Source organism: Cupriavidus sp. 05L411, assembly GCF_056398045.1.
Map to the genome: position 1 here is coordinate 106,562 of NZ_JBFTOQ010000011.1, position 22,393 is coordinate 128,954.

Annotated in this window: 23 protein-coding genes; 7 read left to right on the plus strand and 16 right to left on the minus strand. The window is 67.8% G+C overall.

All coding sequences use genetic code 11. The features are described from left to right. Positions 1-9: 9 nt before the first annotated feature. The 6 genes from AC1DQR_RS15680 to AC1DQR_RS15705 form a co-directional block, all read right to left on the minus strand. Positions 10-1,062 (minus strand): FecR domain-containing protein, encoded by a 1,053-nt coding sequence (locus AC1DQR_RS15680; RefSeq protein ID WP_477133310.1) that lies wholly within the window; start codon positions 1,060-1,062, stop codon positions 10-12. After that, on the minus strand, positions 1,059-1,568 hold the full coding sequence (locus AC1DQR_RS15685) for a sigma-70 family RNA polymerase sigma factor (protein ID WP_416052863.1): 510 nt from the start codon (positions 1,566-1,568) through the stop codon (positions 1,059-1,061). Before AC1DQR_RS15685 ends, AC1DQR_RS15680 begins: the two co-directional genes overlap by 4 nt. Positions 1,569-1,702: 134 nt before the next feature. Continuing rightward, positions 1,703-3,103, minus strand: coding sequence for an efflux transporter outer membrane subunit (locus AC1DQR_RS15690; protein ID WP_477133311.1), 1,401 nt, complete (start codon positions 3,101-3,103; stop codon positions 1,703-1,705). Positions 3,104-3,337: 234 nt separating this feature from the next. Further along, positions 3,338-3,709 (minus strand): DUF3325 domain-containing protein, encoded by a 372-nt coding sequence (locus AC1DQR_RS15695; RefSeq protein ID WP_477133312.1) that lies wholly within the window; start codon positions 3,707-3,709, stop codon positions 3,338-3,340. Further along, positions 3,706-5,358 carry a PepSY-associated TM helix domain-containing protein gene (locus AC1DQR_RS15700; RefSeq protein ID WP_477133313.1) on the minus strand — a complete coding sequence of 551 codons (1,653 nt, stop codon included), beginning with the start codon at positions 5,356-5,358 and terminating at the stop codon, positions 3,706-3,708. The genes AC1DQR_RS15695 and AC1DQR_RS15700 overlap by 4 nt, the downstream gene beginning before the upstream one ends. Then, entirely contained in the window at positions 5,355-5,669 is a 315-nt protein-coding gene (locus AC1DQR_RS15705) for a DUF3649 domain-containing protein (RefSeq protein WP_416052859.1), read from the minus strand. Before AC1DQR_RS15705 ends, AC1DQR_RS15700 begins: the two co-directional genes overlap by 4 nt. A gap of 369 nt (positions 5,670-6,038) precedes the next feature. On the opposite strand from AC1DQR_RS15705, the gene AC1DQR_RS15710 reads away from it, so the two are divergent. The 4 genes from AC1DQR_RS15710 to AC1DQR_RS15725 all read left to right on the plus strand — a co-directional run bounded on the left by AC1DQR_RS15710 (position 6,039) and on the right by AC1DQR_RS15725 (position 9,775). Then, a complete protein-coding gene (locus tag AC1DQR_RS15710; RefSeq protein WP_043355682.1) occupies positions 6,039-6,437 on the plus strand; it encodes a cupin domain-containing protein in 399 nt (132 codons plus the stop codon). A 103-nt stretch (positions 6,438-6,540) separates the two neighbouring features. Then, positions 6,541-7,518 carry a Bug family tripartite tricarboxylate transporter substrate binding protein gene (locus AC1DQR_RS15715; RefSeq protein WP_477133314.1) on the plus strand — a complete coding sequence of 326 codons (978 nt, stop codon included), beginning with the start codon at positions 6,541-6,543 and terminating at the stop codon, positions 7,516-7,518. A gap of 102 nt (positions 7,519-7,620) precedes the next feature. After that, entirely contained in the window at positions 7,621-8,595 is a 975-nt protein-coding gene (locus tag AC1DQR_RS15720; RefSeq protein WP_416052857.1) for a Bug family tripartite tricarboxylate transporter substrate binding protein, read from the plus strand. 7 nt (positions 8,596-8,602) lie between these two features. Further along, entirely contained in the window at positions 8,603-9,775 is a 1,173-nt protein-coding gene (locus tag AC1DQR_RS15725; protein ID WP_477133315.1) for an acyl-CoA dehydrogenase family protein, read from the plus strand. A 126-nt stretch (positions 9,776-9,901) separates the two neighbouring features. On the opposite strand, the gene AC1DQR_RS15730 is transcribed toward AC1DQR_RS15725, so the two are convergent. From AC1DQR_RS15730 to AC1DQR_RS15760, 7 genes are all read right to left on the minus strand, one after another. Continuing rightward, positions 9,902-10,060, minus strand: coding sequence for a DUF3309 family protein (locus AC1DQR_RS15730; RefSeq protein ID WP_183034576.1), 159 nt, complete (start codon positions 10,058-10,060; stop codon positions 9,902-9,904). A 125-nt stretch (positions 10,061-10,185) separates the two neighbouring features. Then, positions 10,186-10,368, minus strand: coding sequence for a glycine zipper 2TM domain-containing protein (locus tag AC1DQR_RS15735; RefSeq protein ID WP_416052855.1), 183 nt, complete (start codon positions 10,366-10,368; stop codon positions 10,186-10,188). A gap of 234 nt (positions 10,369-10,602) precedes the next feature. Further along, positions 10,603-11,514 carry an NAD(P)-dependent oxidoreductase gene (locus AC1DQR_RS15740; protein WP_416053281.1) on the minus strand — a complete coding sequence of 304 codons (912 nt, stop codon included), beginning with the start codon at positions 11,512-11,514 and terminating at the stop codon, positions 10,603-10,605. Positions 11,515-11,634: 120 nt separating this feature from the next. Continuing rightward, positions 11,635-13,284, minus strand: coding sequence for an ABC transporter ATP-binding protein (locus tag AC1DQR_RS15745; RefSeq protein ID WP_416052854.1), 1,650 nt, complete (start codon positions 13,282-13,284; stop codon positions 11,635-11,637). Next, the gene (locus AC1DQR_RS15750; protein WP_416052853.1) at positions 13,281-14,111 is read right to left on the minus strand and encodes an ABC transporter permease; all 831 of its coding nucleotides are present in this window, start codon (positions 14,109-14,111) and stop codon (positions 13,281-13,283) included. Before AC1DQR_RS15750 ends, AC1DQR_RS15745 begins: the two co-directional genes overlap by 4 nt. Further along, positions 14,108-15,091: an ABC transporter permease gene (locus tag AC1DQR_RS15755; protein WP_416052852.1), complete on the minus strand. Its 984-nt coding sequence runs from the start codon at positions 15,089-15,091 to the stop codon at positions 14,108-14,110. Before AC1DQR_RS15755 ends, AC1DQR_RS15750 begins: the two co-directional genes overlap by 4 nt. A 7-nt stretch (positions 15,092-15,098) precedes the next feature. Then, the gene (locus AC1DQR_RS15760; RefSeq protein ID WP_416052851.1) at positions 15,099-16,700 is read right to left on the minus strand and encodes an ABC transporter substrate-binding protein; all 1,602 of its coding nucleotides are present in this window, start codon (positions 16,698-16,700) and stop codon (positions 15,099-15,101) included. A gap of 255 nt (positions 16,701-16,955) precedes the next feature. On the opposite strand from AC1DQR_RS15760, the gene AC1DQR_RS15765 reads away from it, so the two are divergent. Both AC1DQR_RS15765 and AC1DQR_RS15770 read left to right on the plus strand, forming a co-directional pair. Further along, a complete protein-coding gene (locus AC1DQR_RS15765) occupies positions 16,956-17,804 on the plus strand; it encodes a VOC family protein (RefSeq protein WP_416052850.1) in 849 nt (282 codons plus the stop codon). A 17-nt stretch (positions 17,805-17,821) separates the two neighbouring features. Further along, entirely contained in the window at positions 17,822-18,922 is a 1,101-nt protein-coding gene (locus tag AC1DQR_RS15770; RefSeq protein WP_477133316.1) for a M14 family metallopeptidase, read from the plus strand. Positions 18,923-18,937: 15 nt separating this feature from the next. Here the strand turns inward: AC1DQR_RS15770 and AC1DQR_RS15775 are convergent, their stop codons facing one another. Continuing rightward, positions 18,938-19,690, minus strand: a complete 753-nt coding sequence (locus AC1DQR_RS15775; RefSeq protein WP_416052848.1) for a head GIN domain-containing protein — start codon at positions 19,688-19,690, stop codon at positions 18,938-18,940. Continuing rightward, the gene (locus AC1DQR_RS15780) at positions 19,687-20,790 is read right to left on the minus strand and encodes a GGDEF domain-containing protein (RefSeq protein ID WP_477133317.1); all 1,104 of its coding nucleotides are present in this window, start codon (positions 20,788-20,790) and stop codon (positions 19,687-19,689) included. The genes AC1DQR_RS15775 and AC1DQR_RS15780 overlap by 4 nt, the downstream gene beginning before the upstream one ends. Positions 20,791-21,195: 405 nt before the next feature. Between AC1DQR_RS15780 and AC1DQR_RS15785 the strand changes: the two genes are divergently transcribed. Then, positions 21,196-21,612, plus strand: coding sequence for a hypothetical protein (locus tag AC1DQR_RS15785; protein WP_416052846.1), 417 nt, complete (start codon positions 21,196-21,198; stop codon positions 21,610-21,612). Positions 21,613-21,773: 161 nt separating this feature from the next. Here AC1DQR_RS15785 and AC1DQR_RS15790 read toward each other — a convergent pair whose 3' ends face one another. Continuing rightward, positions 21,774-22,352 carry a phasin family protein gene (locus AC1DQR_RS15790; RefSeq protein ID WP_477133318.1) on the minus strand — a complete coding sequence of 193 codons (579 nt, stop codon included), beginning with the start codon at positions 22,350-22,352 and terminating at the stop codon, positions 21,774-21,776. Positions 22,353-22,393: the final 41 nt, after the last annotated feature.

Below are 22,393 nucleotides of genomic sequence, written 5' to 3' on the forward strand. Positions count from 1 at the left end.
GCGCCGTGCTTACCTGGGTGCCACGCGGACCCAGTAGCGGGTGAGGTAACGCACCTGCACGGGCAGCGTTTGTTCAAGGATGGCGAGCACCGCATCGGTGTTGTCGAGCGGGAAGGCGCCCGACACGCGCAGGGCGGCGAGCGCCGGATCGCACCGCAGGCTGCCGGCGCGGTAGCGCGCCAGCTCCGCGATGAACTGGCCCAGTGGCATTTGCTCCGCCACGAGCATGCCGTCCAGCCATGCGCTGGCTTGCGGGCGGATGATGGAGGGCGTATCGATGGCGATGGACGTGAACGCGGTTTCCTGGCCCGCATCAAGGCGAAAAGGCTCGCTGCGCTGGCGCGTGCGGATCTGCACCGCGCCCTCCAGCACCGAGACGTTGATCGGGTCGCGCTTGTCGCTGGTGCCGTCGGGCGAGAGCTCTTCGCGGAGGATGAAGCGCGTGCCCAGCGGCGTGATGCTGCCGTTGCGGGTCGTGACGGTGAAGGGCCTGGCGGCCGGGTCGCGACCTGTGGTGACCTGGATTTCGCCGGCCAGGAAGACCAGTTCGCGCAGCGCCGGCGTGAAGCGCACGTCGATGGCGGTGCCGGTGTTGAGCACCACGCGGGTGCCGTCGGCCAGTGCGATGGTGCGGCGCTCGCCGTTGCCGGTGCGGTAGTCCGCGGCAAGGGCGCTCAGRGTGTTCCACCCGCGCCCGGAGAACTGCTCGCCCGCCAGCCATACGCCGCTTGCCGCGATGCCCACGCCAGCAATCGATTTCAGCGCGCTGCGGCGGGAGACGCTGCTGGCACGGCGGACGCGCCCGGCGGTGCCGCCAGGGCTGGCCACATGGAGCGCCTTGCGGGCGACGGAAGGCGGCATCTGGTCCAGGCCGGCGCGCAGGTCCTGGCCGAGCAGGGCCATGCGCCGCCAGGCGAGCTCGTGAGCCGGGTCGGCCTGGCGCCATTGCTCGCAAGCTGCATGGTCGGCGGCGGTGGCCTCACCGGATTGCAGGCGCGACATCCATTGCGCCGCCGCTTCGACGATTTGCATGTCGATGCGCCCGCTGGCGGGCTGCGTCATCCGTACACCGCGGTATAGCAATGCAGGAAGGCCTTGCTCATCCATTTCTGGACCACGTTGACGGTGACGCCTAGCCGCTGCGCGATGTCCTTGTAGGCCAGGCCGTCCAGTTGCGACAGCAGGAAGGCCTCGCACACGCGCGGAGGAAGCTGCTCGAGCACCGTGCTGACGGCGGTGAGCGCCTCCACCACCAGGGCGCGGGTCTCGGGCGACGGGGCGGCGGCTTCGGGCTGCAGGGCGAGCGCTTCCAGGTAGGCGCGTTCCAGCGCCAGGCGCCGGAAATATTGCGCGGTCAGGCGGCTTGCTACCGTGGTCAGGTAGGCGCGCGGCTCGCGCAGCGAGCTAGCGTCGCAAGCCACCAGCAGCCGTGCAAATGTGTCCTGGGCCAGGTCGGCTGCGTTGTCCGCATTGCCCAGCTTGCGCCATAGCAGGTTGACGAGCCAGCCGTGGTGATTGCGGTAGAGCGCGTGGAGTTCCGACTGGGGAAGGGTGTCTGCCGTGGCCATGGCGCCTGTGTGATGCGGGCGCCCTGCGCCAAACGCTATTGAGAATGATTCGCATTGTATGTGAGATCGTTACTCAGTGACAAGGCATGCACCCGCCGCCGGCACGGATCGGTACATTCCCTACGCGGGCGCCGCTACGCATCCGGCTGCCATCCGCCTCCCAACGCCTTGTACAAGAGCACCGCGCCTTGCAGGCTCGCCAGGCGCAGCTGGGCGGCCTCGTCCTCGGCGCTGTACAGGGTGCGTTGCGTGTCCAGCACGATCAGCAGCGTCTCCGCGCCGGCGCGATAGCGCCGTTGCGCCAGCGCGAAAGCGCGCCGGGCCTGTGCCAGTTCCTCATCCTGGGCAATGCGCTGGGCATCCACGCCGGCTAGGGTGTTGAGCGCAACTTCGACATCGCCCGAGGCCGCGACGATAGCGCGGCGGTATTCCGCCAGCAGTTCCTGCTTTTGTGCCATGGCCAGGTCGTGCCCGGCGGCCAGCTTGCCGGCGTTGAAGATCGGCGCCAGCACGCCGGTGGCAAGCGTGTAGACGGGGTTCTCGAACAACGTGCGCAGGCGGTCGCTCTCCACGGTGGCGTTGGCCGTCAGCGCAAGGCGCGGCAGCATCAGCGCGCGGGCCACGGCGATGTTGCCGTCGGCGGCGGTGAGCCGGGCTTCGGCCGCGGCCAGGTCGGGGCGGCGCGTCAGCAGGGCTGCCGGCAGGCCGCTGTCGATGGCGGGCTGGCGCAGGCTGGCAAGGCTGGCCGTCTCGACCTCCAGGCCGCCGGCGGACTGTCCGAGCAGGATCGCCAGCGCGACCTGGCTGTCGTTGGCGCGCTGCGCCAGCAGCCGCAAGGTGCGCTCGCGGCTGGCCACCAGGCCGCGTTGCTGGGCCAGCTCAAGCGCGGTGGCGCTGCCGGCGCGCTGGCGCGCATCGACCACGGCCAGTACGCTGCGCGCGTTCTCCAGCATGCGCGTGGCAATGCCGATGCGCTCGCGCAGGCTGACGGTCTGCAGCCAGGCCAGCGCGACTTCTCCGGTGACCGATAGCGTTGCCGCATCCTGCGCGAAGCCCGCGGCGCGCAGCGATGCCGCGGCGCTGCCGGCGGCGGCGCGGTTGCCGCCCCACAGGTCGAACTCGTAGCTGGCCGCCAGCCCCAGCCGCAAGTTCGCGGTGCTGTCGCTGCTGCTGACGCCTGAGCCGCCATAGTGCTGCGCGTCGGCGGAGCCGGTGAGCGCCGGCAGCAGCGGCGCGCGCGCAATGATGACGCTGGCGCGGGCCTGCTGCACGCGCGCGTAGGCCGCGGCGATGCCGGGGTTGTCCGCGCGGGCCCGCCGCACCAGCATGTCCAGTTCGGCATTGCCGATGGACTGCCACCACGCCGCGCTGACGGGATCGGCACCGGCGCGGTCCTGCGGCGCGTAGCGCCATTGCGCTGGCGCGGTGGGCAGGGCGGCATCGGGCGCGGCCGGCGCGGCGCAGCCGGTGGCGGCCATGACGGCGGCCAGCGTGACCAGGAGGGTCAGTGAATGCAGGGTGTTGATCTTATTCATTCGCTTGCCACTGCTTGCGCAAGGCCCACCCGTGCCGCCCGGCGTCCGTGTTCCACCGGGCCAATGGCCAGGATGGCGATGCCGGTGAGAGGAGGGCGTTGGTGAGCCAGCGCCATGGGTCAGGGGTCTTCGGTTGAGAAAGTGGCGATACGGCCTGGACTGGCGGCATCGCGGGAGGTGGGCATTGAGAAGCGGGCATTAAGAAGCGGGAAGCCGGGCGCGGCCCCCATCCGGCTAAGGCAGCAGCGCCAGGCTTGCCGCGGCGAACGCCGTGGCCGGCAGCGCCAGGGCCGCGGCCGTGCGCGGGAAATAGGCAAGCAGCAGCACGAAGGCCAGCGCCCCGGCACTGACCGAGCCTGCCCACACCACCGCGCCTATGCTGGCGCCCCAGCCGCGCAGGCAGGGCAGCGCGGCCAGGGCCAGCAGCAGCCAGCCGCAGCCGCGCAGCAGCCAGCGCGCGGGGGCGGCCGGCGGCGCGGCATTGCGCCCCCGGACCTGGCCGTGGTGCCGGTCCATCGCCAGGCTGATGCTGGCCATGCCGGCATAGCAGAACGCCAGGCTGGCCAGGGCGGCAAGCGTTGGGGGCATCGAACTCAGTGCCATCATGCGTCTCCCAGCCCGGCCGCGGCGCCGCCGCGCTTGGCCGGTGAACGGGTCATGGCCTGGCGGCCGGCCCGGCGGACCCCGGCGGCGGCCCACAGCAGCAAGGCGCCGAGGGCCAGAGCGCCGAGTTCCAGCCCCGCGCTCTGCCCGTCTCCGTGTGCCAGGTAGCGCAGGACGTGCCAGCCGGTGGTGAGCGCATTGAGCAGCGGCAAGGCCAGGCACAGCAGGCCTGCCAGCGCCAGTTGCCGGGGCCAGGCGCTGGCCGGCGGGCTGGCCAGTGCGTGGGCCGTGGCGGCCAGCCACACGGCGAAGAAGACTGCGATTTCCCACTCGTGGCGCTCAGGCAGCGCCACGGGCAGCAGCCGGTTACCCCACAGGTATCCCGCGCACGCGATCGCCAGCCCGCCGATCGCCGCGACGTTCAGGCGGTCGATGGCGCCGTGGACGCGCGCGCTGGCTGCGCCGAACTCCCGGGCCTTGCGGTTGCCGCGCTTGGCCGAGAACAGCAGCAGGCCGGTGGCCATCATGGCGGCGCCCGCCAGTCCGCAGGCAAAGTACAGCCATTTCACCGCATAGCCGCCGAAGCGGGCCATGTGCAGCGTGCGCATGACCGAGCCGGCAACCAGCGGCGCGGCGCCGCCGGTGCCCAGCATTTCATCCTCGGCCTTGGCGGACAGGTAGGCGCCGCTTACGCCGTCATAGTGCAGTTCGCGCCGGGCGGCAAAGGCCAGGCCGTCGTACAGATAGGGGCCGGCGATGGCGACGCTGGCCGTGCTGGTGCCTGGCCGTGTCACGGCGACCGATGTGATGGCGCGGTGCTCGCTGTCTGCGCCAGCCCCGGCGGCCAGGCGTTCGCGCGCATCAGCCAGCAGCGTGGGCAGCGCCACCAGCGCGGCCGGCGCGCCCGCCGGCGGCAGGGCCTTGGATTCGAGCCAGCCAGCCTGGCCAAGCACGCGGAACAGCTTGGCCTCGCTGCCTTCGTAGTAGGTGCGGATGCCTGCCGGCATGGTGTCCGGCCACCAGATGACCAGCCCGGTGTAGGCGATCATCAGCAGGAAAGGCAACGTCAGCACGCCCAGCGCATTGTGCGCATCCAGCCAGGAGCGCTGGCCCTTGCCCGGGCGGAAGGTGAAGAAGTCCTTGAAGAAGCGCTTGTGCGTGACGATGCCCGACACCATCGCTACCAGCATGACCATGGTGGCGGCAGCGATGATCCACACGCCCGTCATGCCCGCATGCAACTCGTAGTGAAAGAGCACGAAATGCTGCCCGCCCAGCGTGTCCCGGGCGGGCGGGAGTACGGTGCCGGTGATGGGGTCGAGGCGGACCTCCCGGGCTTCGCCGTCGTCGCCGCGGGCCTGCCCGTCCCAGTGCAGATGCATGGCGCCATCGTCGTTAGCGGGAAACTCGATCTCCCAATGGGCGGAGTGCGGCGCATGGCGCTCCAGGTAGTGCTGGGCATAGGCAAGGGCGCGTTCGTTGTCCACCGCGCCTGCGGTGACCGCCAGCCGTTCCGGCTGCATCCAGCGTGTGATCGAGGCGTGGAACACACCCAAGGTACCGGTCAGGAACACCACGAACAGCAGCCAGCCCAGCCACAGGCCGCACCAGGTATGCAGCCATGCCATCGATTGGCGCAAAGAGGTCTTCATGGCCGGCCCTGCATCCAGTGGCCGGCGCCAGCGGCGATCAGAAGCACCGCGGACGGCGCCAGCAGGCCCAGCCAGGCGCGGCCTGGCGTGCGTGCGGCGAAGGCCCAGAGCGCGGCGCCGGTGTAGATGGCGTAGCTGAACAGGCTGGCCGTCATGACGGCCTCGGCCCGCAAGGCCGGCAGCAAGGCGGCGGGAGCCACGATGCTGGCCGAGGCGAGCAGGTAGCCCCCCAGGATCGCCGCGCCTGCGCGCGAGGCAATCTGCATGGCCAGCGAAGGGGCGGGCGAGCGCGGAGATGGGGAGGCGCGCAAGGAACGGGGAGAACGTCCAGCGTCCGGGGGCAGGCGGGAAGCCAAGGTGCGGTTTACCTTTCCGAGGGCGGGGTAAGTTAGGAGAAATGCGTTAGGACAGATGCGTTAGGACCGATGCCGCAAAGGCCGCAGCGTCTCTGTATCCCTGATGCGCGAGATTGCGGAATCTGCCGGGGTTGCCGGTAATTTTCCGGTTTGTGCTCAAAAAGACATTTTTATTTGCTGCTGAGGCGGTTGAGGCGCCTTGGTCCGGCCGAAACTGTTGACTAGTTTTTTCATAGGGATAAAATAACTTTCACAAACATGAAAAACAGCCAGGCATCACAGCCGCCCTCATAGGGTCGCGGCGTAGCCGGCATGGAGACTGCAATGACCCCCTCGTCGTCCTCACCGATCTACTTTGTCCGTGCCGAAGACGTGCCCGGCTACCACCCGGCCAATCACGTCGGCACGCTGAACCGCCGCATCATCGGCCGCGAGAACGTCGGCGCCACCCAGCTAGAAGTCATTCACGGCACGATCGAGCGCGGCAAAGGTGCCTTGCCGCACGCGCATCCCGGCATCGAGCAGGTCTGCTATGTGCTGGAGGGCAGGGCGCGCGCTGAGGTGAACGGGCAATCGCGCGAGCTTGGCCCCGGCGATTGCTGCTTCTTCCCGGCCGAGGCCATGCATGTGTTCACGGTGATCAGCGACGAGCCCGTGAAACTGCTGGTGATCTACGCCCCGCCTTACGAGGAATCCCCGGAGCGCGTGATCCGTCCCGCCTGAGGACTGCTGCCGACCGCTGCTGAACGCCGCAGATCGCTGCCATTTCGCCTGGGTGCCCGCACCCGATACGACGTTTGTTGTTCAAGCCTGGTAGGAGATTCCGATGACACTGTCTTCCCGACGCCGTTTGCTCGTTTGCGCCGCCATCTGGAGCGCCATGCCCGCATTGGCGTGGAGCAGCACCTATCCCGCCAAGCCGATCCGCATGGTGGTGCCTTTCGCGCCGGGCGGCGCCTCCGACGTGGTGGCGCGGCTGGTGTCGCAGAGGCTGGCGGAGGCCTTGAAGCAACCGGTGGTGGTGGAGAACCGCCCCGGCGCCAATGGCATCATCGGCACCGATATGGTCGCGCGTGCCGCCCCTGATGGCTATACGCTGCTGCTCAACACCGCTGGCGCGCAGACGCTTAGCCCCGTGCTGTACAAGGCAGGTTACGAGCCACTGAAGAGCTTTGCACCGATCAGCCTGATCAGCAGCATCGGCTTTGTGATGGTGGTCCACCCGTCGGTGCCGGCCAAGACCGTGCAGGAGTTCGTCGGGCTGGCCCGCGCCAAGAGCCGTCCGCTGAGCTTGTCGGCCGGCAGCAGCATGATCGAGCTGATCGGGGAGACATTTAAATCCACCGCCGGCACCCCGGACGTGGTCAGTGTGTCGTACCGGGGCACCGGCCCGCAGATGCAGGCCGTGGTGGCGGGCGAGGTCGACATGACCATCGATCCCTTCAACGCGATGGCGATGATCCGGGCCGGCAGGCTGCGCCCGCTGGCCGTGCTGTCGCCCAAGCGCTCGCCGGCGCTGCCCGATGTGCCGACCATGCAGGAGGCCGGGATCCAGGGCATGAACTTCAATTCCTGGGCTGGGCTGCTGGCGCCGGCAGGCACGCCGAAGGAAATCGTCACCCGGCTGAACCAGGAAATCGTGCGGATCGTCGCGATGCCGGATATCAGGGAACGCCTTGCCGCCATCGACTATGAGGCCGTCGGCAGCACGCCCGAGCAGTTTGCCACCATCATTGCCGACGACGCCGCGCGCTGGGCCAAGCTGGTCAAGGACACGAACTACAAAGAGAAGACCGCGCGGTGAGGCGGCATGGTGCCCGGGGGCATCGCAAAGACAAAGCTGACGAAGCTGACAAGGCTAATCCACGACAACGAGATAGCTAGCCAAAAAACAGGAGACAACACTATGCCAAGCCTCACCACGCTGCTGCGCGCCGCGCTGCCATTGCTGAGCCTCGCCGCGGCGCCGTTCGCGGCGGCGGCCGACGCTTATCCCAGCAAGCCGATCCGCCTGGTGGTGCCGTTCGCCGCCGGCAGCGGCACCGACGCGGTGGCCCGCATCACCGCCAAGGAACTCGGCGACGCGCTCAAGACCAATGTGGTGGTGGACAACCGCCCTGGGGCAAATGGCGCGATTGCCGCCGAGATCGTCGCGCAGGCCGCGCCGGACGGCTACACGCTGTTCATGACCACCAACACGACCCATTCGGCCAATCCTTCGCTGATGAAGAAGCTGCCGTATGACCCGATCCGCGACTTCACGCCGGTGGCGCGCATGGGCAACCTGCCGTTCATGCTGGTGGTCAACCCGAAGTTGCCGGTCAAGACCGTGGCGGACCTGATCGCCTATGCGCGCACGCATCCGGGCATGTCTTACGCCAGCGGCAACAGCACCGGCATCGTGTCGGGCGCCACGCTCGGGCGCATGGCCGGGCTGGACCTGCTGCATGTGCCGTACAAGAGCACGCCGCCGGCCATGACCGATGTGATCGCGGGGCAGGTGCCGATGATGTTTGTCGACGTGGCGGCCGGCATTGCCAACGTGAAGGCGGGCAAGCTGCGGGCGCTGGCGGTGACCACCGCGCAGCGCAGCCGGCTGCTGCCGGAACTGCCGCCGCTGGCCGACACGCCTGAGCTGAAAGGCTTCGATATTACGTCCTGGAATGGCGTGTTCGCGCCAGCAAAGGCGCCTGCGGAGGTGGTCGAGCGGCTCAACCGCGAACTGTCGCGCATCGCCGCGAGCAAGGAAGTTGCCCCGCGCTTCGAGGCGCTGGGCTTTGAGGCATTCGGGCAATCGCCCAAGCAGTTCTCCGGCTTCGTGGCCGGCGAACTGGTCAAGTGGACCAAGCTGGTCAAGGACGCTGGCATCCAGCCGGAATGAGGTAGGCATGAACTTTGAAAGAACCCCCGAGCAGCGCGCCATCGTCGAAGCGGTGACGCAGCTATGCAGCGACTTCGGCGCCGACTACTGGTCGGGGCTGGACGACGAAGGCAAGTTTCCCCATGCCTTCCACCAGGCCATGGCGCAGGCGGGCTGGCTCGGCATCGCGATGCCGGAAGCGTACGGCGGCGCCGGGCTTGGCATTACCGAGGCGGCGCTGATCATGCAGACGGTGTCGGCGTCCGGCGCGGGTTTTTCCGGCGCGTCGGCCATCCATATGAATGTGTTTGGCCTCAACCCGGTGGTGGTGTTCGGCAACGACCGGCAGAAGGAGGCGGCGCTGGCGCCGCTGATCGCCGGSACCGAGAAGGCCTGCTTCGCCGTGACGGAGCCCGACGCCGGGCTGGACACCACCCATCTCAAGACCCAGGCCGTGCTGTCGGCGGATGGCGCCAGCTATCGCGTGGACGGCCGCAAGATCTGGATCTCCACCGCGCAGGTGGCCGACCGCATGCTGCTGCTGGCCCGCACCACGCCGCTGGACAAGGTGGCCAAGCCGACGCAGGGCCTGAGCCTGTTCTACACGGCGCTGGACCGCAAGCACATCGAGGTGCGCGAGATCCACAAAATGGGGCGCGCCGCGGTGGACTCGAACATGCTCTTTATCGACGGGCTGACGGTGCCGGTGGCCGACCGCATCGGTGAGGAAGGGCGCGGCTTCGAGTACATCCTGCACGGCCTCAACCCCGAGCGCATCCTGATTGCCGCCGAAGCCGTCGGCCTTGGCCGCGTCGCCCTGGAAGCGGCAACGCGCTATGCCAAGGAGCGCACCGTGTTCGGGCGCCCGATCGGCCAGAACCAGGGCATCCAGCACCCGCTGGCGCAAGCGTGGATGGCGCTGGAGGCCGCCGATATGATGATGTGGAAGGCGGCCTGGCTGTATGACAACGGCAAGCCCTGCGGGGCCGAAGCCAATACCGCCAAGTACCTGGCGGCGGAAGCCGCGCACCAAGCCTGCCAGACCGCGGTCCTGACGTTGGGCGGCATGGGCTATGCGCGTGAGTACCAGGTGGAGCGTTACCTGCGCGAGTCGTATATCCCGCGCATTGCCCCGGTCAGCGCGCAGCTCATCATGTGCCATATCGCCGAGCGCGTGCTGGGTTTGCCGAAGTCGTATTGAACCCGCTCTTGATGCATTGCCCGCCAATCCGTGCGGCGGCGCTGGCATTCTTTCAGCGATGAAAATAATAAAAAACGCGCCGCATCTTCATGCGGCGCGTTTTTTATCTGAGGAAGTCAGCTTGCGCTACAGCCGGCCCATGACCACCAGGATCACGACGATCAGCACGACCAGGCCTAGGCCGCCGCTGGGGTAGTAGCCCCATCCCGTGCTGTACGGCCACGTGGGCAGTGCGCCGATCAGCAGCAGGATAAGAAGGATGAGCAGGATCGTACCGATGGCCATGATTGGCTCCTTGACGAGGGGATCAGCGCGGGGCTCGCGCTATCTTGTTTGTGTTCTGGTTCGCCTTTTGGATAGCGTTCTGGATGGCGTTCTGGATCGTCGCTGATCTCGTTGTTAACTGTTGTTTACTTGCCTAGTTCGTGACCGATGACGCCGCCTGCCACCGCGCCGCCGATGGTGCCCGCGGTGCTGCCGTGCGACAGTTCATGACCCGCGACACCGCCAGCCACGGCGCCGGTAGCGGTACAACCGTTCAATCCGAACAGTAGCGCTGCGCCCGCGATGAGCGCGCTTGCCAGTCTCAACATAGTGGTCTCCTACGTGAATGATGCTGCTGACGGCGCTAACGGGCGCGCCCGCCATGCTTACAAGATAGCCGGGCATGCAGTCCGGCCCAGCGGGACGGCCTCTGATACGGATGTAGGAATTGGATGACGCCGCGAGCGCGGCGTCAGGAAAGGGGGCAACGGGGGAAAAGGGCGGCAGAACGGCCGGCGGCGCGGGCAGCACACATGCCCGGCAGCCATTCGGTCAGCGCAGGATCAACGCAGGCGCTTGATCAGCGAGGAGGTATCGGCACGGCCGCAGCCGTCTTGCTGCAGGTCGGCGTAGAACTGGTCCACCACGGCGGTGACCGGCAGGCTGGCGCCGTTGCGGCGTGCCTCGTCCAGGCACAGGCCCAGATCCTTGCGCATCCAGTCCACCGCGAAGCCGAAATCGAACCTGTCTTCGATCATGGTGGGGCCGCGGTTTTCCAGCTGCCAGGAGCCGGCGGCGCCCTTGCTGATCACATCCAGCACTACCCTCATGTCCAGTCCCGCGCGCTCGCCAAAGGCGATGGCTTCGGACAGGCCCTGCAGCAGGCCGGCGATGCAGATCTGGTTGACCATCTTGGCCAGCTGGCCAGCGCCGGAGCCGCCAATGCGGGTGACGGCGCGCCCATAGGCGCCCAGCACGGCCTCGACGCGACCGAACACGGCCTCGTCGGCGCCGCACATGATGGTCAGGATGCCCTTTTGCGCGCCGACTTCGCCGCCCGAGACCGGCGCGTCGACAAAGTGCAGGCCCCGCTCGTTAGCCGCGGCATACAACTCGCGCGCCACATTGGCGCTGGCGGTGGTGTGGTCCACGAACACGCAGCCTGCCGGTGCGTTGCTGTAGGCGCCGTCCTTGCCAGTGAGGACCGAGCGCAGGTCATCGTCGTTGCCCACGCAGGAGCAGACCACTTCGGCGTCTTGCGCGGCCAGCGCCGGGGTGGCGGCCGACTTGCCGCCGAACGCGGCGACCCACTGCTCGGCCTTGGCAGCCGTGCGGTTGTAGACGGTGACCTGATGACCCTTGGCGGCGAGATGGCCCGCCATGTGATAGCCCATGACACCCAGGCCGATAAATGCAACGCGCATGACTTGAATACTCCGAAGCCCGCGTTTGGCGGCGGGCGAGTGGTTGGCCAGGTGGGCAGCCCACCGAAGCCGGGAATGCTGCCATTCTTGCTCTGCAACGTCAACAAGCGGTGCCGCGGGAAATTGTTGTGCGCACGCGCATGTCAGGGGCGGCGAGGCGGTCGACAAGCCTCAGCGCACGCTGCGCTCGCTCACCGCTGCGCTTGCCCGGCCCATCGCCCGCCTGCCCGGCACGGCTGCCAGCAAGGCCTGCGTGTAAGGATGGCGGGGCGCGCCGAACAGCGTGGCGGTATCGGCTTCTTCCACCACGCGCCCGTCCTTCATGACTGCCACCCGGTCGCAGACCTGGGCCGCCACGCGCAAATCGTGCGTGATCAGGATCAGCGACAAGCCGGTGCGCGCGCGCAGGTCGTCAAGCAGCGCCAGCACCTGTGCCTGCACGGAGACATCCAGCGCGGACACCGGCTCGTCCGCCACCAGCACGTCGGGCGACAGGGCCAGCGCCCGGGCCAGGCCGATGCGCTGGCGCTGGCCGCCGGAGAATTCGTGCGGATAACGGTCGAGCGCGCTGGGATCCAGCCCTACCAGTTCGAACAGCTCGGCGGCGCGAAGGCGCGCCCGCAGCGGATGTTCCCCGTGGATCAGCGGCCCTTGCGCGACCAGCTCGCCCACGCGGCGGCGCGGGTTGAGCGAGCCAAACGGGTCCTGGAACACCATCTGGATGCGCCGGGCGCGCTGCCGGCGCTGGCCCGCAGCGGCTGTCAGCAGATCGGTGCCATCGAGCCGCAGRCTGCCGCGATCCGGGGCGAGCAGGCCCACGAGGCAACGCGCAAGCGTGCTCTTGCCGCAGCCGCTCTCGCCCACGATACCGAGCGCGCCGCCGCGCGGCAGCGCGAGCGATACCTGGTCGAGCGCCTGCACCTGGCGCCGGCCCCGGCCGAGCCAGCCGCCGCCGCGGTAGGTTTTGCCGATGCCGTCGATGGCGAGCAGCGTGTCACCCGTCTGCACGCGCGGCGGCGGCGGCTCCAGCGCGGGCACGGCGGCCAGAAGCGCTTGGGTGTAGGGATGTTGCGGCCGCGCCAGGATCTCGGCGGCCGGCCCGGTCTCCACCACCTCGCCTTGGCGCATGACCGCGATGCGGTCGGCAATCTCCGCCACCACGCCGAAGTCGTGCGTGATGAACAGCACCGCCGTGCCCTTGCGTTGCTGCAATTCGCGGATCAGCCGCAGGATCTGGGCCTGGGTGGTGACGTCGAGCGCGGTGGTGGGCTCATCGGCAATCAGCAAGCTGGGCTCGAGCGCCAGCGCCATGGCAATCATGGCGCGCTGGCGCTGCCCGCCGGACAGCTCATGCGGATAGGCGCCAGCGGCGGCAAGCGGCTGCGGGATCTGCACGTCTTCCAGCAGGCTGCGCACCTTGCGCGCGACTTCCGCCTTGGGCAACCGGGTGTGGGTGCGGAACACCTCGCCGATCTGGTCGCCGATGGTGCGCAGCGGATTGAGCGCCGTCATCGGTTCCTGGAAGATCATGCCGATGCGGGCGCCGCGTATGCGCCGCAGATCCGCCTCGGACAGCGCCGTCAGCTCGCGGCCTTCGAACAGGATGCGCCCGGCGCTGCGGCGCACGCCATCGGGCAGCAGCCCAAGCACGGCGCCGGCGGTCATGGACTTGCCGGAGCCGCTTTCGCCAACCACGCACAGGATTTCTCCTGGCGCCAGCGCCAGCGAGACGCCATCCAGCGCGAGCGGGCGGTCGGCGCCGGCGGGCAAGGCGACGCTGAGCGCGTCGATACTGAGAAGGAAGGGCAACGGTCCGCTCATGCGCGTTTCAGCCTGGGGTTGAGTGCGTCGTTCAGGCCCTGTCCCACCAGCGATACAGCCAGCACGGTGAGCAGGATGGCGATGCCGGGAATGGCCGAGACATACCACTGCGAACGCAGCACGCTGCGCCCGCCTCCGATCAGGTTGCCCCAGGAGGCCACGTTCGGGTCCGACAGGTTGAGAAAGGCCAGCGCGCTTTCCAGCAGGATGGCCAGCGCCATCACCACACTGGCGTACACCACCACCGGCGGCAGTGCGTTAGGCAGGATTTCGCGAAAGATGATCTGCAGGTCGCGCATGCCCAGCGCGCGGCAGGAGTGGACGAAGTCGCGGTTGCGCAGGGTCAGGAACTCGGCGCGCGTCAGCCGCGCGGTGGCGGGCCAGGACACCACCCCGATGGCTAGCGTCACAGTGGTGATGCCGGAGCCGAACACCGACACCAGCACCAGCAGCAGCAAGAAGCTGGGCAGCGTCTGGAAGCCTTCGGTCAGCCGCATCAGCAGGTTGTCGGCCCAGCCGCCGTAGTAGCCCGCGAATGCGCCGATCAGGATGCCGATGGACACAGCAATCAGTGTGGCCACGAAGCCGATCAGCAACGAGACGCGCGCGCCGTGAAAGATCTGGGCGGCGATGTCGCGCCCGGTCTGGTCGGTGCCTAGCCAGAAATGCGGATCTTCCAGCGGCCATTGCAATGGGCGGCCGGCAAGGGAAAGGGGATCGGCGGGAAACACGGCCGAGGCGCAGGCCGCCATGGCAATGACCGCCAGCAACACCAGCAGGCCGAAGGCCGCGGCCGGGTTGCGCAGGTAACGTCGGAGCAGCTTCATGCCTTGCGTTCGTGAAGGATGCGGGGGTCGAGCAGCGCATACAGCATGTCGACGATGAAATTGATGGCGATCACCAGCAGCGCGCTGATAAAGACAATGCCGAGCAGGGTGTTCAGGTCGCGCTGGACCACCGAGTCATAGGCCAGCCGGCCCAGCCCCGGCAGCGCGAACACGCTTTCGATCACCACCGAGCCCCCCAGCATGGTGCCGAACTGCAGCCCGGCCAGCGTGAGCAGCGGCAGCAGCGCGTTGCGCAGCACATGGCGCACCAGCACGGCATACTCGGACAGGCCCTTGGCGCGCGCGCTGCGCACGAAGTCCAGCGTCAGCACCTCCAGCATCGACGCGCGCATGATGCGCAGGTAGATAGCCAGGTAGATCAGCGCCAGCGTCACGGTCGGCAGCACCAGGTGCCAGGCGATGTCGGCCAGGCGTGCCAGGCCTGTGTAACCGGCGGCGACGTCCTGGTAGCCACCGGGTGGCAGCCACCCCAGGTGGATGGCGAACACCACGATGCCCATCAGCCCGAACCAGAACGACGGCGTGGCATAGAACACCAGCCCGAGCATGGACACCAGCGTATCCGGCCAGCGATCCACCCGATGCGCCGCGGCCACGCCCAGCGCAATGCCGCACACGGCGGCCAGCACCTGCGCGCAGCCCATCAGCAGCAGCGTGACGGGCAGGCGTTCCAGGATGACGGTGGCCACCGGCTTGCCATAGATGGCGGAGTAGCCCAGGTCCAGATGCACCAGACGCCACAGGTAGCGGCCAAGCTGCACCGTGGTGGAGGCGTCGAGCCCGTAGAACTGCCGCAGCTGGCCGATGACGGCGGCATCCGCGCCCCCCATTTCGGCGACCAGGGCATCGACGGTGTCTCCCGGGGCGAATTGCAGCAGCAGGAACAGGCCGCACAGGATCAGCAGCAGCGAGGGCAGGCTGGCTGCCAGCCTGCGCAGGGCGAGTGACAAGATGCGCATGGCCGGCTCAGGCCGACAGCCAGGTGTCGTACCAGCTGCTGGACGGCCAGCGCGGTGTGTTGTGGTCGTTGTGCACGCGCTTGCTGGTGATTGAGTAGAACTCGCGCTCGGTCACCATCCAGACCGGCAGCTCGTCGTTGACCTCCTTGACCCACTCGGCATAGAGCGCCTTGCGCTTGGCCGGGTTGATCTCCGAGCCGGCGTCGTCGATCAGCTTGTCGACCTTGGCGGACTGCCAGCCGTACTGGTTGGTCCAGGGCGCGCCCTTGGGGCTGCCCGAGCGGTACCAGACGGTGGTCGACACCGCGGGGTCGCCGCGGTACTGGTGCCAGCCGGTGGCAAGGTCGAAATTCCAGTCGCGGTACACGGTCGACAACGCACCAGCGATGTCGAGTTGCTGCACGGTGACCTTGATGCCCACCTGCGCCAGCGACTGCTGTATGTAAGTGGCGAACAGTGGCACGTCCTCGCCGTTCTGGATCGGCACCAGCTTGAGCGTGAAGCGGTTGCCGTCGGCACCACGCTTGAAGCCGGCTTCGTCGAGCAGGGCTTCGGCGCGCTTGCGGTCGAACGGATAGGGCTGCTTGCCGCCGGGATAGAACGACGAGGTCGAGGGAATCGGGCCGGTGGCCGGCTTGGCGGTGCCGTACAGGAAGTTCTTGATGAAGAAGTCGACATCGATGGCGTGCGCGATGGCGCGGCGCACGCGCACGTCCGACAGCTCCTTGCGGCGCACGTTGAACTCCAGCGTGTTGTTGTAGGAGTTGGCCTCCAGACCCTTGGTGGACACCTTGAAGCGCCCATCCTTCTTGAATCGCTCAAGATCCGCCAGGCCGACATGCGAATAGGTGGTCAGCTGCGCCTCGCCGGTTTCGAGCGCGGCAGCCGCGGCGGACTTGTCGGTGATGATGCGCCACACCACACGGTCCAGGTACGGCGCGGCCTTGCGCCAATATGCGGCATTGCGCTCGGCGATCACGAACTGGCCGCGTTCGTACTGGGTGAAGCGGAATGGCCCCGTGCCGATTGGCGCGGTATTGGCGGGGTTCTCCAGCACGTTGGTGCCTTCGAACTTGTGGCGCGGCACCACGTAGCCAAGGTCGCACAGCGCGCGCAGCAGCAGCTCGATCGGCATCGGGCGCGAATAGCGGAACACCGCGGTCTGTGCGTTGGGCGTATCGACGGCATCGAGGTACAGGTGCAGCGCGGTGCCGTAGTTCAGGTGCTTCTTCCACAGCTCCATCGCGTTGTACTGCACGTCGGCCGAGGTGAAGGGCTTGCCGTCGTGCCAGGTCACGCCCTCGCGCAGCTTGAAGGTGATGGTCTTGCCGTCCGGTGAGCTGCTCCAGCTGGTGGCCAGCACGGGAGCGGGCTTGCCGCTGGCGTCCAGGTCCACCAGCGACTCGATGATCTTGCTGGACACCACGTAGACACCGGTGGACGCACGCAGCGCGGGGTTGAGGATGCGCTGCTCGCCGCCCAGCAGCACCGTCAGCACGCCGCCCTTGCGCGGCGTGTCGGCAGCCTGTGCCAGCAGCGTGCCCGGCAGGGTGGCGCCAGCGGCAAGGGCACCGGATTGAATCAGGAAGTCGCGTCGCGTCAGGGACATGGCAGGGGTTCCACAGTAATCGAAGGAATGCAGGATGCAGGGAGCACGAAGGCTGGGCAGCCAGCGAGTGTAGGGGGCGCCGCTGCGCGAGGGAAACGCGCTTTTCGTCTATGCAAAGACGTTGGCTGCGCGGCGCGCGGCGCACCCGGCAGGCGCACACCGCGCGCATATGCAAAGACGAAACGCGCAGTTGGGGATCGCGCCGTGCTCGCGTACGCTCGCCCAWCGCTCGTTTATTCCAACGGAACCCCTCTCATGCCAAACCTGATCCCGCTGCTCGACCACGTCGTCGTCAATGTCCACGAAGGCCTGGACGACGCCGCCAGCCGCTATCGCCGCCTGGGTTTCCAGCTGACGCCGCGCGGCCATCATTCGCTCGGGTCCAGCAACCACCTCGCGATCTTCGATACGGATTACCTGGAGCTGCTCGGCTTTGAAGCCGGCAAGGCGACGACCGGCCGCGCGGACCTGCTGGCCGAGCCGGCTGGCCTGACCGGGCTTGTCTTCAAGAGCGCCGACTCCACCGGCCTGCACCGCGAGATCCTGGCGCGCGGGCTGGAAGTGGAGGGGCCGCCGCGTGAGTTCACGCGACCGGTCGAGCTGCCCGGCGCCACCGGCGAAGCGCGCTTTCGCACGGTGCGGCTGGCCGCGCACCTGGTGCCAAACGGACGCCTCTACTTCTGCCACCACTTCACGCCGGAACTGGTCTGGCGCGGGCACTGGCAAGTCCATCCCAACGGCGTGACCGGCGTGGCGCAATACGTGATCGCGGCGGCGGACCCGGCGCGCACCATCGGCCTGCTATCGCGCCTGTTCGGCGCCGAGCATGTGGGCAAGGGTGCGCACGGCGAGCTGCTGCGCGCCGGCGGTGCGTCAGTGGTGGTGCTGACGCCGGAGGCGGCGGCGCGGCGCTTCGGCGCGAGCGTGCCGCCGCTGATTGATGGCCGCGACCGCATGGTGGCGCTGGTGCTGCGCACCACGGCGCTGGCAACAGCGCGCGCCGCGCTGGCGGCAGGCGAGATCCGCGGCGTCGAGGAGATTGACGGCCTGCTGGTGGTGCCACCTGCCGAGGCGGCAGGCGTCACCCTTGCCTTTACCGAATAAGCGCGGACGGTATCCCGATGGATTTCACGGATTTCTACGCGCTGGACTACACCGGCGCCCGCAACAAGTTCCGCGCGGCGGCCGATGCCGTGGGCGCTGCGCTCAGCGTCTACCCGCATCCCCATGCAACCGGCCCGGCCGGCGAGCCGCTGGCCATTGACGTCGCGCACCTTGGCGACGCGCGCGCGCCGCGCCAGCTGGTGCTGATCAGCGGCACCCACGGACAGGAAGGCTACGCCGGCTCGGCGGCACAGGTGGCGTGGCTGGCGAGCGGGCCGGCCAGCCGGTTGCCGGCAGGCCTGGGCGTGCTGCTGGTGCACGGGCTAAACCCCTACGGCTTTGCACATGGCACCCGCACCACCGAGAACAATGTCGACCTGAACCGCAACTTTGCCGCGCACTTGTTCGATGCGACGCAGCCGGTGCCCGCCAACCCCGGCTACGCGGCGCTGCACGCCGACCTGATCCCGCAGGCATGGAGCTGGGACAGCATTGCCGCCGCGGATGCCGCGGCGCGCGCCTACGGGGCCACGCACGGTGCCGATGCCCTGTTCGACACGCGCGCCCGTGGGCAATACAGCCATCCGGATGGCCTGGTGTTTGGTGGCCACCACCGGGAGTGGTCAAACCTGACGCTGGAGACGATCGTGCGGGAGCACCTCGCGAGCGCCGAGCGGATTGGCCTGATCGACTGGCATACCGGCATCGGCGAATACGGCGARCCGTTCTTCYTGTGCTTCAACCCGGACGGCAGTGAGCAGCAGGCGCGCGCGGCCAGCTGGTGGGGCGAGCAACGCGTGCTTGGCGTGCGTCCGCATGGCCTGGCGCGTCCCGCCTACACCGGTCTGGTGTTCCACGGCGTCGAGCGCTTCCTTGGCGGGCGGCCGCTGGCGGGGGCGGTGGTCGAGTTCGGTACCCGGGGCGCTAATATGGGCCATGCCCTGCGGCTGGACCAGTGGCTGCGGTTCAAGGCAGAGCGTGGCACGGCGCGTTACGCGCTCTTGCGTGCCGACATGCTCGATGCGTTCATCCCGGTGGCCCAGCCGTGGCGCGACGCCACGGTGCGGCATGGCGTCGCCATCACCCAGCAGGCGGTGGACGGGCTGGCGGCCTGGTAGGTCCGGCGCGGCTGGCTATTCGAAAGATACCTGGCCGGAACCGGTCCGGCTGACGGCGCGCTGGTGCGGCTTGCCGGCAACGATGATGTCGCCGGATCCCGTCAGCGCCACGCTGGCCGCATCCGACGCGTAGCCGAGGATGCGGCCCGAGCCGCTGAGCTGCGCGTCCAGCCGCTGCGCGCGCAAGCCGCTGGCATCCACCTCGCCAGAGCCGGAGATGGCGGCGCGCACGCTGCCCACGGTGCCCTCGGCAACGATCGAGCCGGACCCGGACAGACGCAGGTCGATGGATGTCTCGTGCAAGCCGGATGCACGCAGGGTGCCGGCGCCGGGAATGCTGACCGCCTGGAGCGAGGGCCCGGTAATGGCCACCCTGAGCGGCGCCGCGAGCACGACCGGCGCGCTCAGGCCAATGGTCAGCTTGCCGTCGTCCAGGCTGGTGAGCACCAGCGGCAGGATGTCCTCGGGGCCGGTGATGGAAACGGAGTAGGCGCGCGCAACCGAGAACACCACATCGGCCGGGGCATTGAGCTGCACGCCGGAGAACGCGCCGACCATGCGCTGCTCGGTCTTCTCGGGGCCGCCTCCCTTGGTGGCGTCATGGGAAGTCACCACCTGGCCATTGACGATGACGACACTGCTCCCGGACGTGCCCGAGGCAGAAATGCCGCTCTGGTTGATAACCACGGTGCTTGACTGAGCCAGTGCCGCGCCGGCAAGGCAGGCGGATGCCAGCCAGGCAGTGCAAAGCAGGTTGATATGGGTCATGGCGATCCTTCGGGCTGGCAGGGGGCCTGGTGGAATGTGTACTTGTCCTTGCCGGTCCTCTTTGAATCATAGAGCGCTTCATCGGCTTTGATGAGCGCCTTGGTGAGCGTGTCGCCGCTGACCATGTGGGTGACGCCAATGCTGATGGTCACGGGGGGCTCCGATGGCGCATCCCGGATGCTGCGGCACAGCAGTCCGATGCGGACTTCCGCCTCGGCGCGCGTCATCCCCTTGAGATRGATGCCGAATTCCTCTCCCCCCAGGCGCGCATACTGGCAGTCCCCCATCACCCGCCTGATCCCCGCAGCCACGTGCTTGAGCACTTCGTCGCCAATATCGTGGCCGTAGCGGTCATTGACCTTCTTGAAGTCGTCGATGTCCACCATCGCCAGGTAGTGGTCTTGCTCCGCGGTGGCGCGCGGTACCAGGCTGCCTACGTTGAGCATGAAGGCCCGGCGGTTGGGAATCTCGGTCAGCGCATCCACATATGCCTGCTGCAGCAAGGTCTTCGCCATGACAAAGTTCTGCAGCTTCGCGCGCCGGAGCGTGATGAATGTGTACACCGTGATGCCGGTGAAATAGAGCGCGTAGCAGACGACCAGGATGCCCTTGAGTTCCAGCAGGTCCTGCGCCGCCATCATGGGAAAGAGCAGGACCCAGGCCAGCGCGACGACGCCGAAAAACGCCCTGGGGCTCAGCGGCAGCGTGGAGGCGCAGAACAGCACGCTGGCCGCCACCAGCATCGACCAGATCGGACGGGTGTCGTCCGGCGTGCCGTCCAGCACCAGGCGGGCACCCACGCAGAAGGCCACCACAAAGGCAAAGTTGAGGATCTGGAATTGTTGCGCGCTCCGCACGAAGGGCACGGCCGCGGTCAGCGCCGACAACAGGGCAAGGTGGAGGATCGAGTTGATCGTGAAACCCTGGCCTCCCTTGAAGCTGACCAGCAGATCGAACACGAGCCAGATCCCCACGCTGGCCGCGAAGGTCATCAGGCAAAAGCGCTGCAGCCTCTCGAATTCATGCTGGGCAAACTCGGCTTGCACCGGCGCCGGCACCGGCTTGTTCAGCAACTCTGACTCAACGGTGCGAAACATCATTCGGCTTGCCTCTGGAGGATCCGAGGATCGGATGGTCGGTGGGGCAGGGCTGTGCAATGAATCCAGCGGCAATCATACAAGGACTTGCAGCGTGCGCGTGCCGGTCGCAAGCGGTTTCACACGGGCGTTTGGACGGCCTGGCCGGGCACGGGGCGCAGCGCTCTTTTGCCGTCGCCGCCCTTGGTGGTGCGGCGCTCACACGCTTGCATGGCGGGGTTCCCTGTGGCGGGTCCCGATGCCTATGCTAGAGGTGGCGGTGGATCGCTTCGGCTGACGTGGCGGTCGACGCCGGAGTCGGGTATCCCGTGCAAAACGGCACGATGCCCGGCGCTCGCCAGTGCCGGAATATAGGATCCGGTGCGGGCGGTTCGTACGATTCGCGCTGGCAGTCGAGTAGGAGGAAACATGAGAACGCTGGGCTTGCTGTTCGCCACCACGTTGGCGATGGCGTCGCCGCTGCACGCATACGCAGCGGGTTGCCAATATGACATGCAGTGCAAAGGGGAGCGGATCTGCCAGAAGGGCCAGTGCGTGTCTCCGGATGACGACGACCAGAGCGTCGACCAGCCCGCCAAGCCGCCAGCCTCTCGTATTGCTCCCGCGCCAACGCCTGCGGCCAGTCAGGTGCCTGCGTCCTCCCGCATGGCGAAGAGCGCGCCGCCGGCAACGCCCGTCCCGGGCGAGCCGCGCTTTTGCTGCACGGTAGCGGGCAGGCTCAAGCCATATAACAACGCCGCCTTCGACTCCGACACCATCGTTGGCGATGCCTGCCAGGGCATGACCAACTCGGGCAAGCCTGTGCCCGGCACCGCCTGCCAATGATGTCGCCAAGCGCGCTGTGCAAGCGCTGATTCAGACGCATTGGATCGGCGCTTTTTGCTACGCGAGGAGGACGGCGCGGCCGGGGAGCCCCACTTCAGGCCGGTTGCCATTGAAATTTCGCCACGCCAGTTCGCGCCACCCGCTCAAGGCGGGCACCGGGTTTATTCGGCTGGCTTGGCCGGCGCCACGACCGGCTCCACAATCGGCTCCGCGACCGGCTCCACAACGTCGGCCGGTGCCGCCAGCAGCGCAGTCTTGCGCGGCGCGGTTTCGACGGTTGCTTCTGGCAGCAGCTTGCCGCCTGGCAGGTAGGCCGCGACCCATCCCGTCATCGCTGCGCCCATGTTGGGCAGCCCGTTGCCGTACTCCGGCAGGAAATCCCGACCCATCAGGCACCATTGAAACGGATCCTGGCCGCCGATCGTGGCGAAATGGCGTTGGACGTTGTCGGAAAAATCAGCGTTCGCGCCAAACACGATCTCGATCAGGCTGTGGGTGTAGGCGGCAATGTGCTGCGCCATCACGTCGGCCAGCTCGGGCCGGAACGTGGTGAAGCTGAACGGTTGCGCGGCCGCCTCGCGCAAATAGTCGGTGCCTTCGGCAATGAGCGTCTTTGCCGTTTGCAGGTTCAGCGCGCCGATCTTCTGCGCCACCTGCGCCCAGGGGCTTGCCAGGCCAAAATCGATGACGGGGTAAGGCGAAGGCGCCTCGACGTGTTCAGCGTGAGAGAGGGTAGCCATGAGCGTCTCCGATAGTTCATGACGAGGCAACGCGTCCGAGG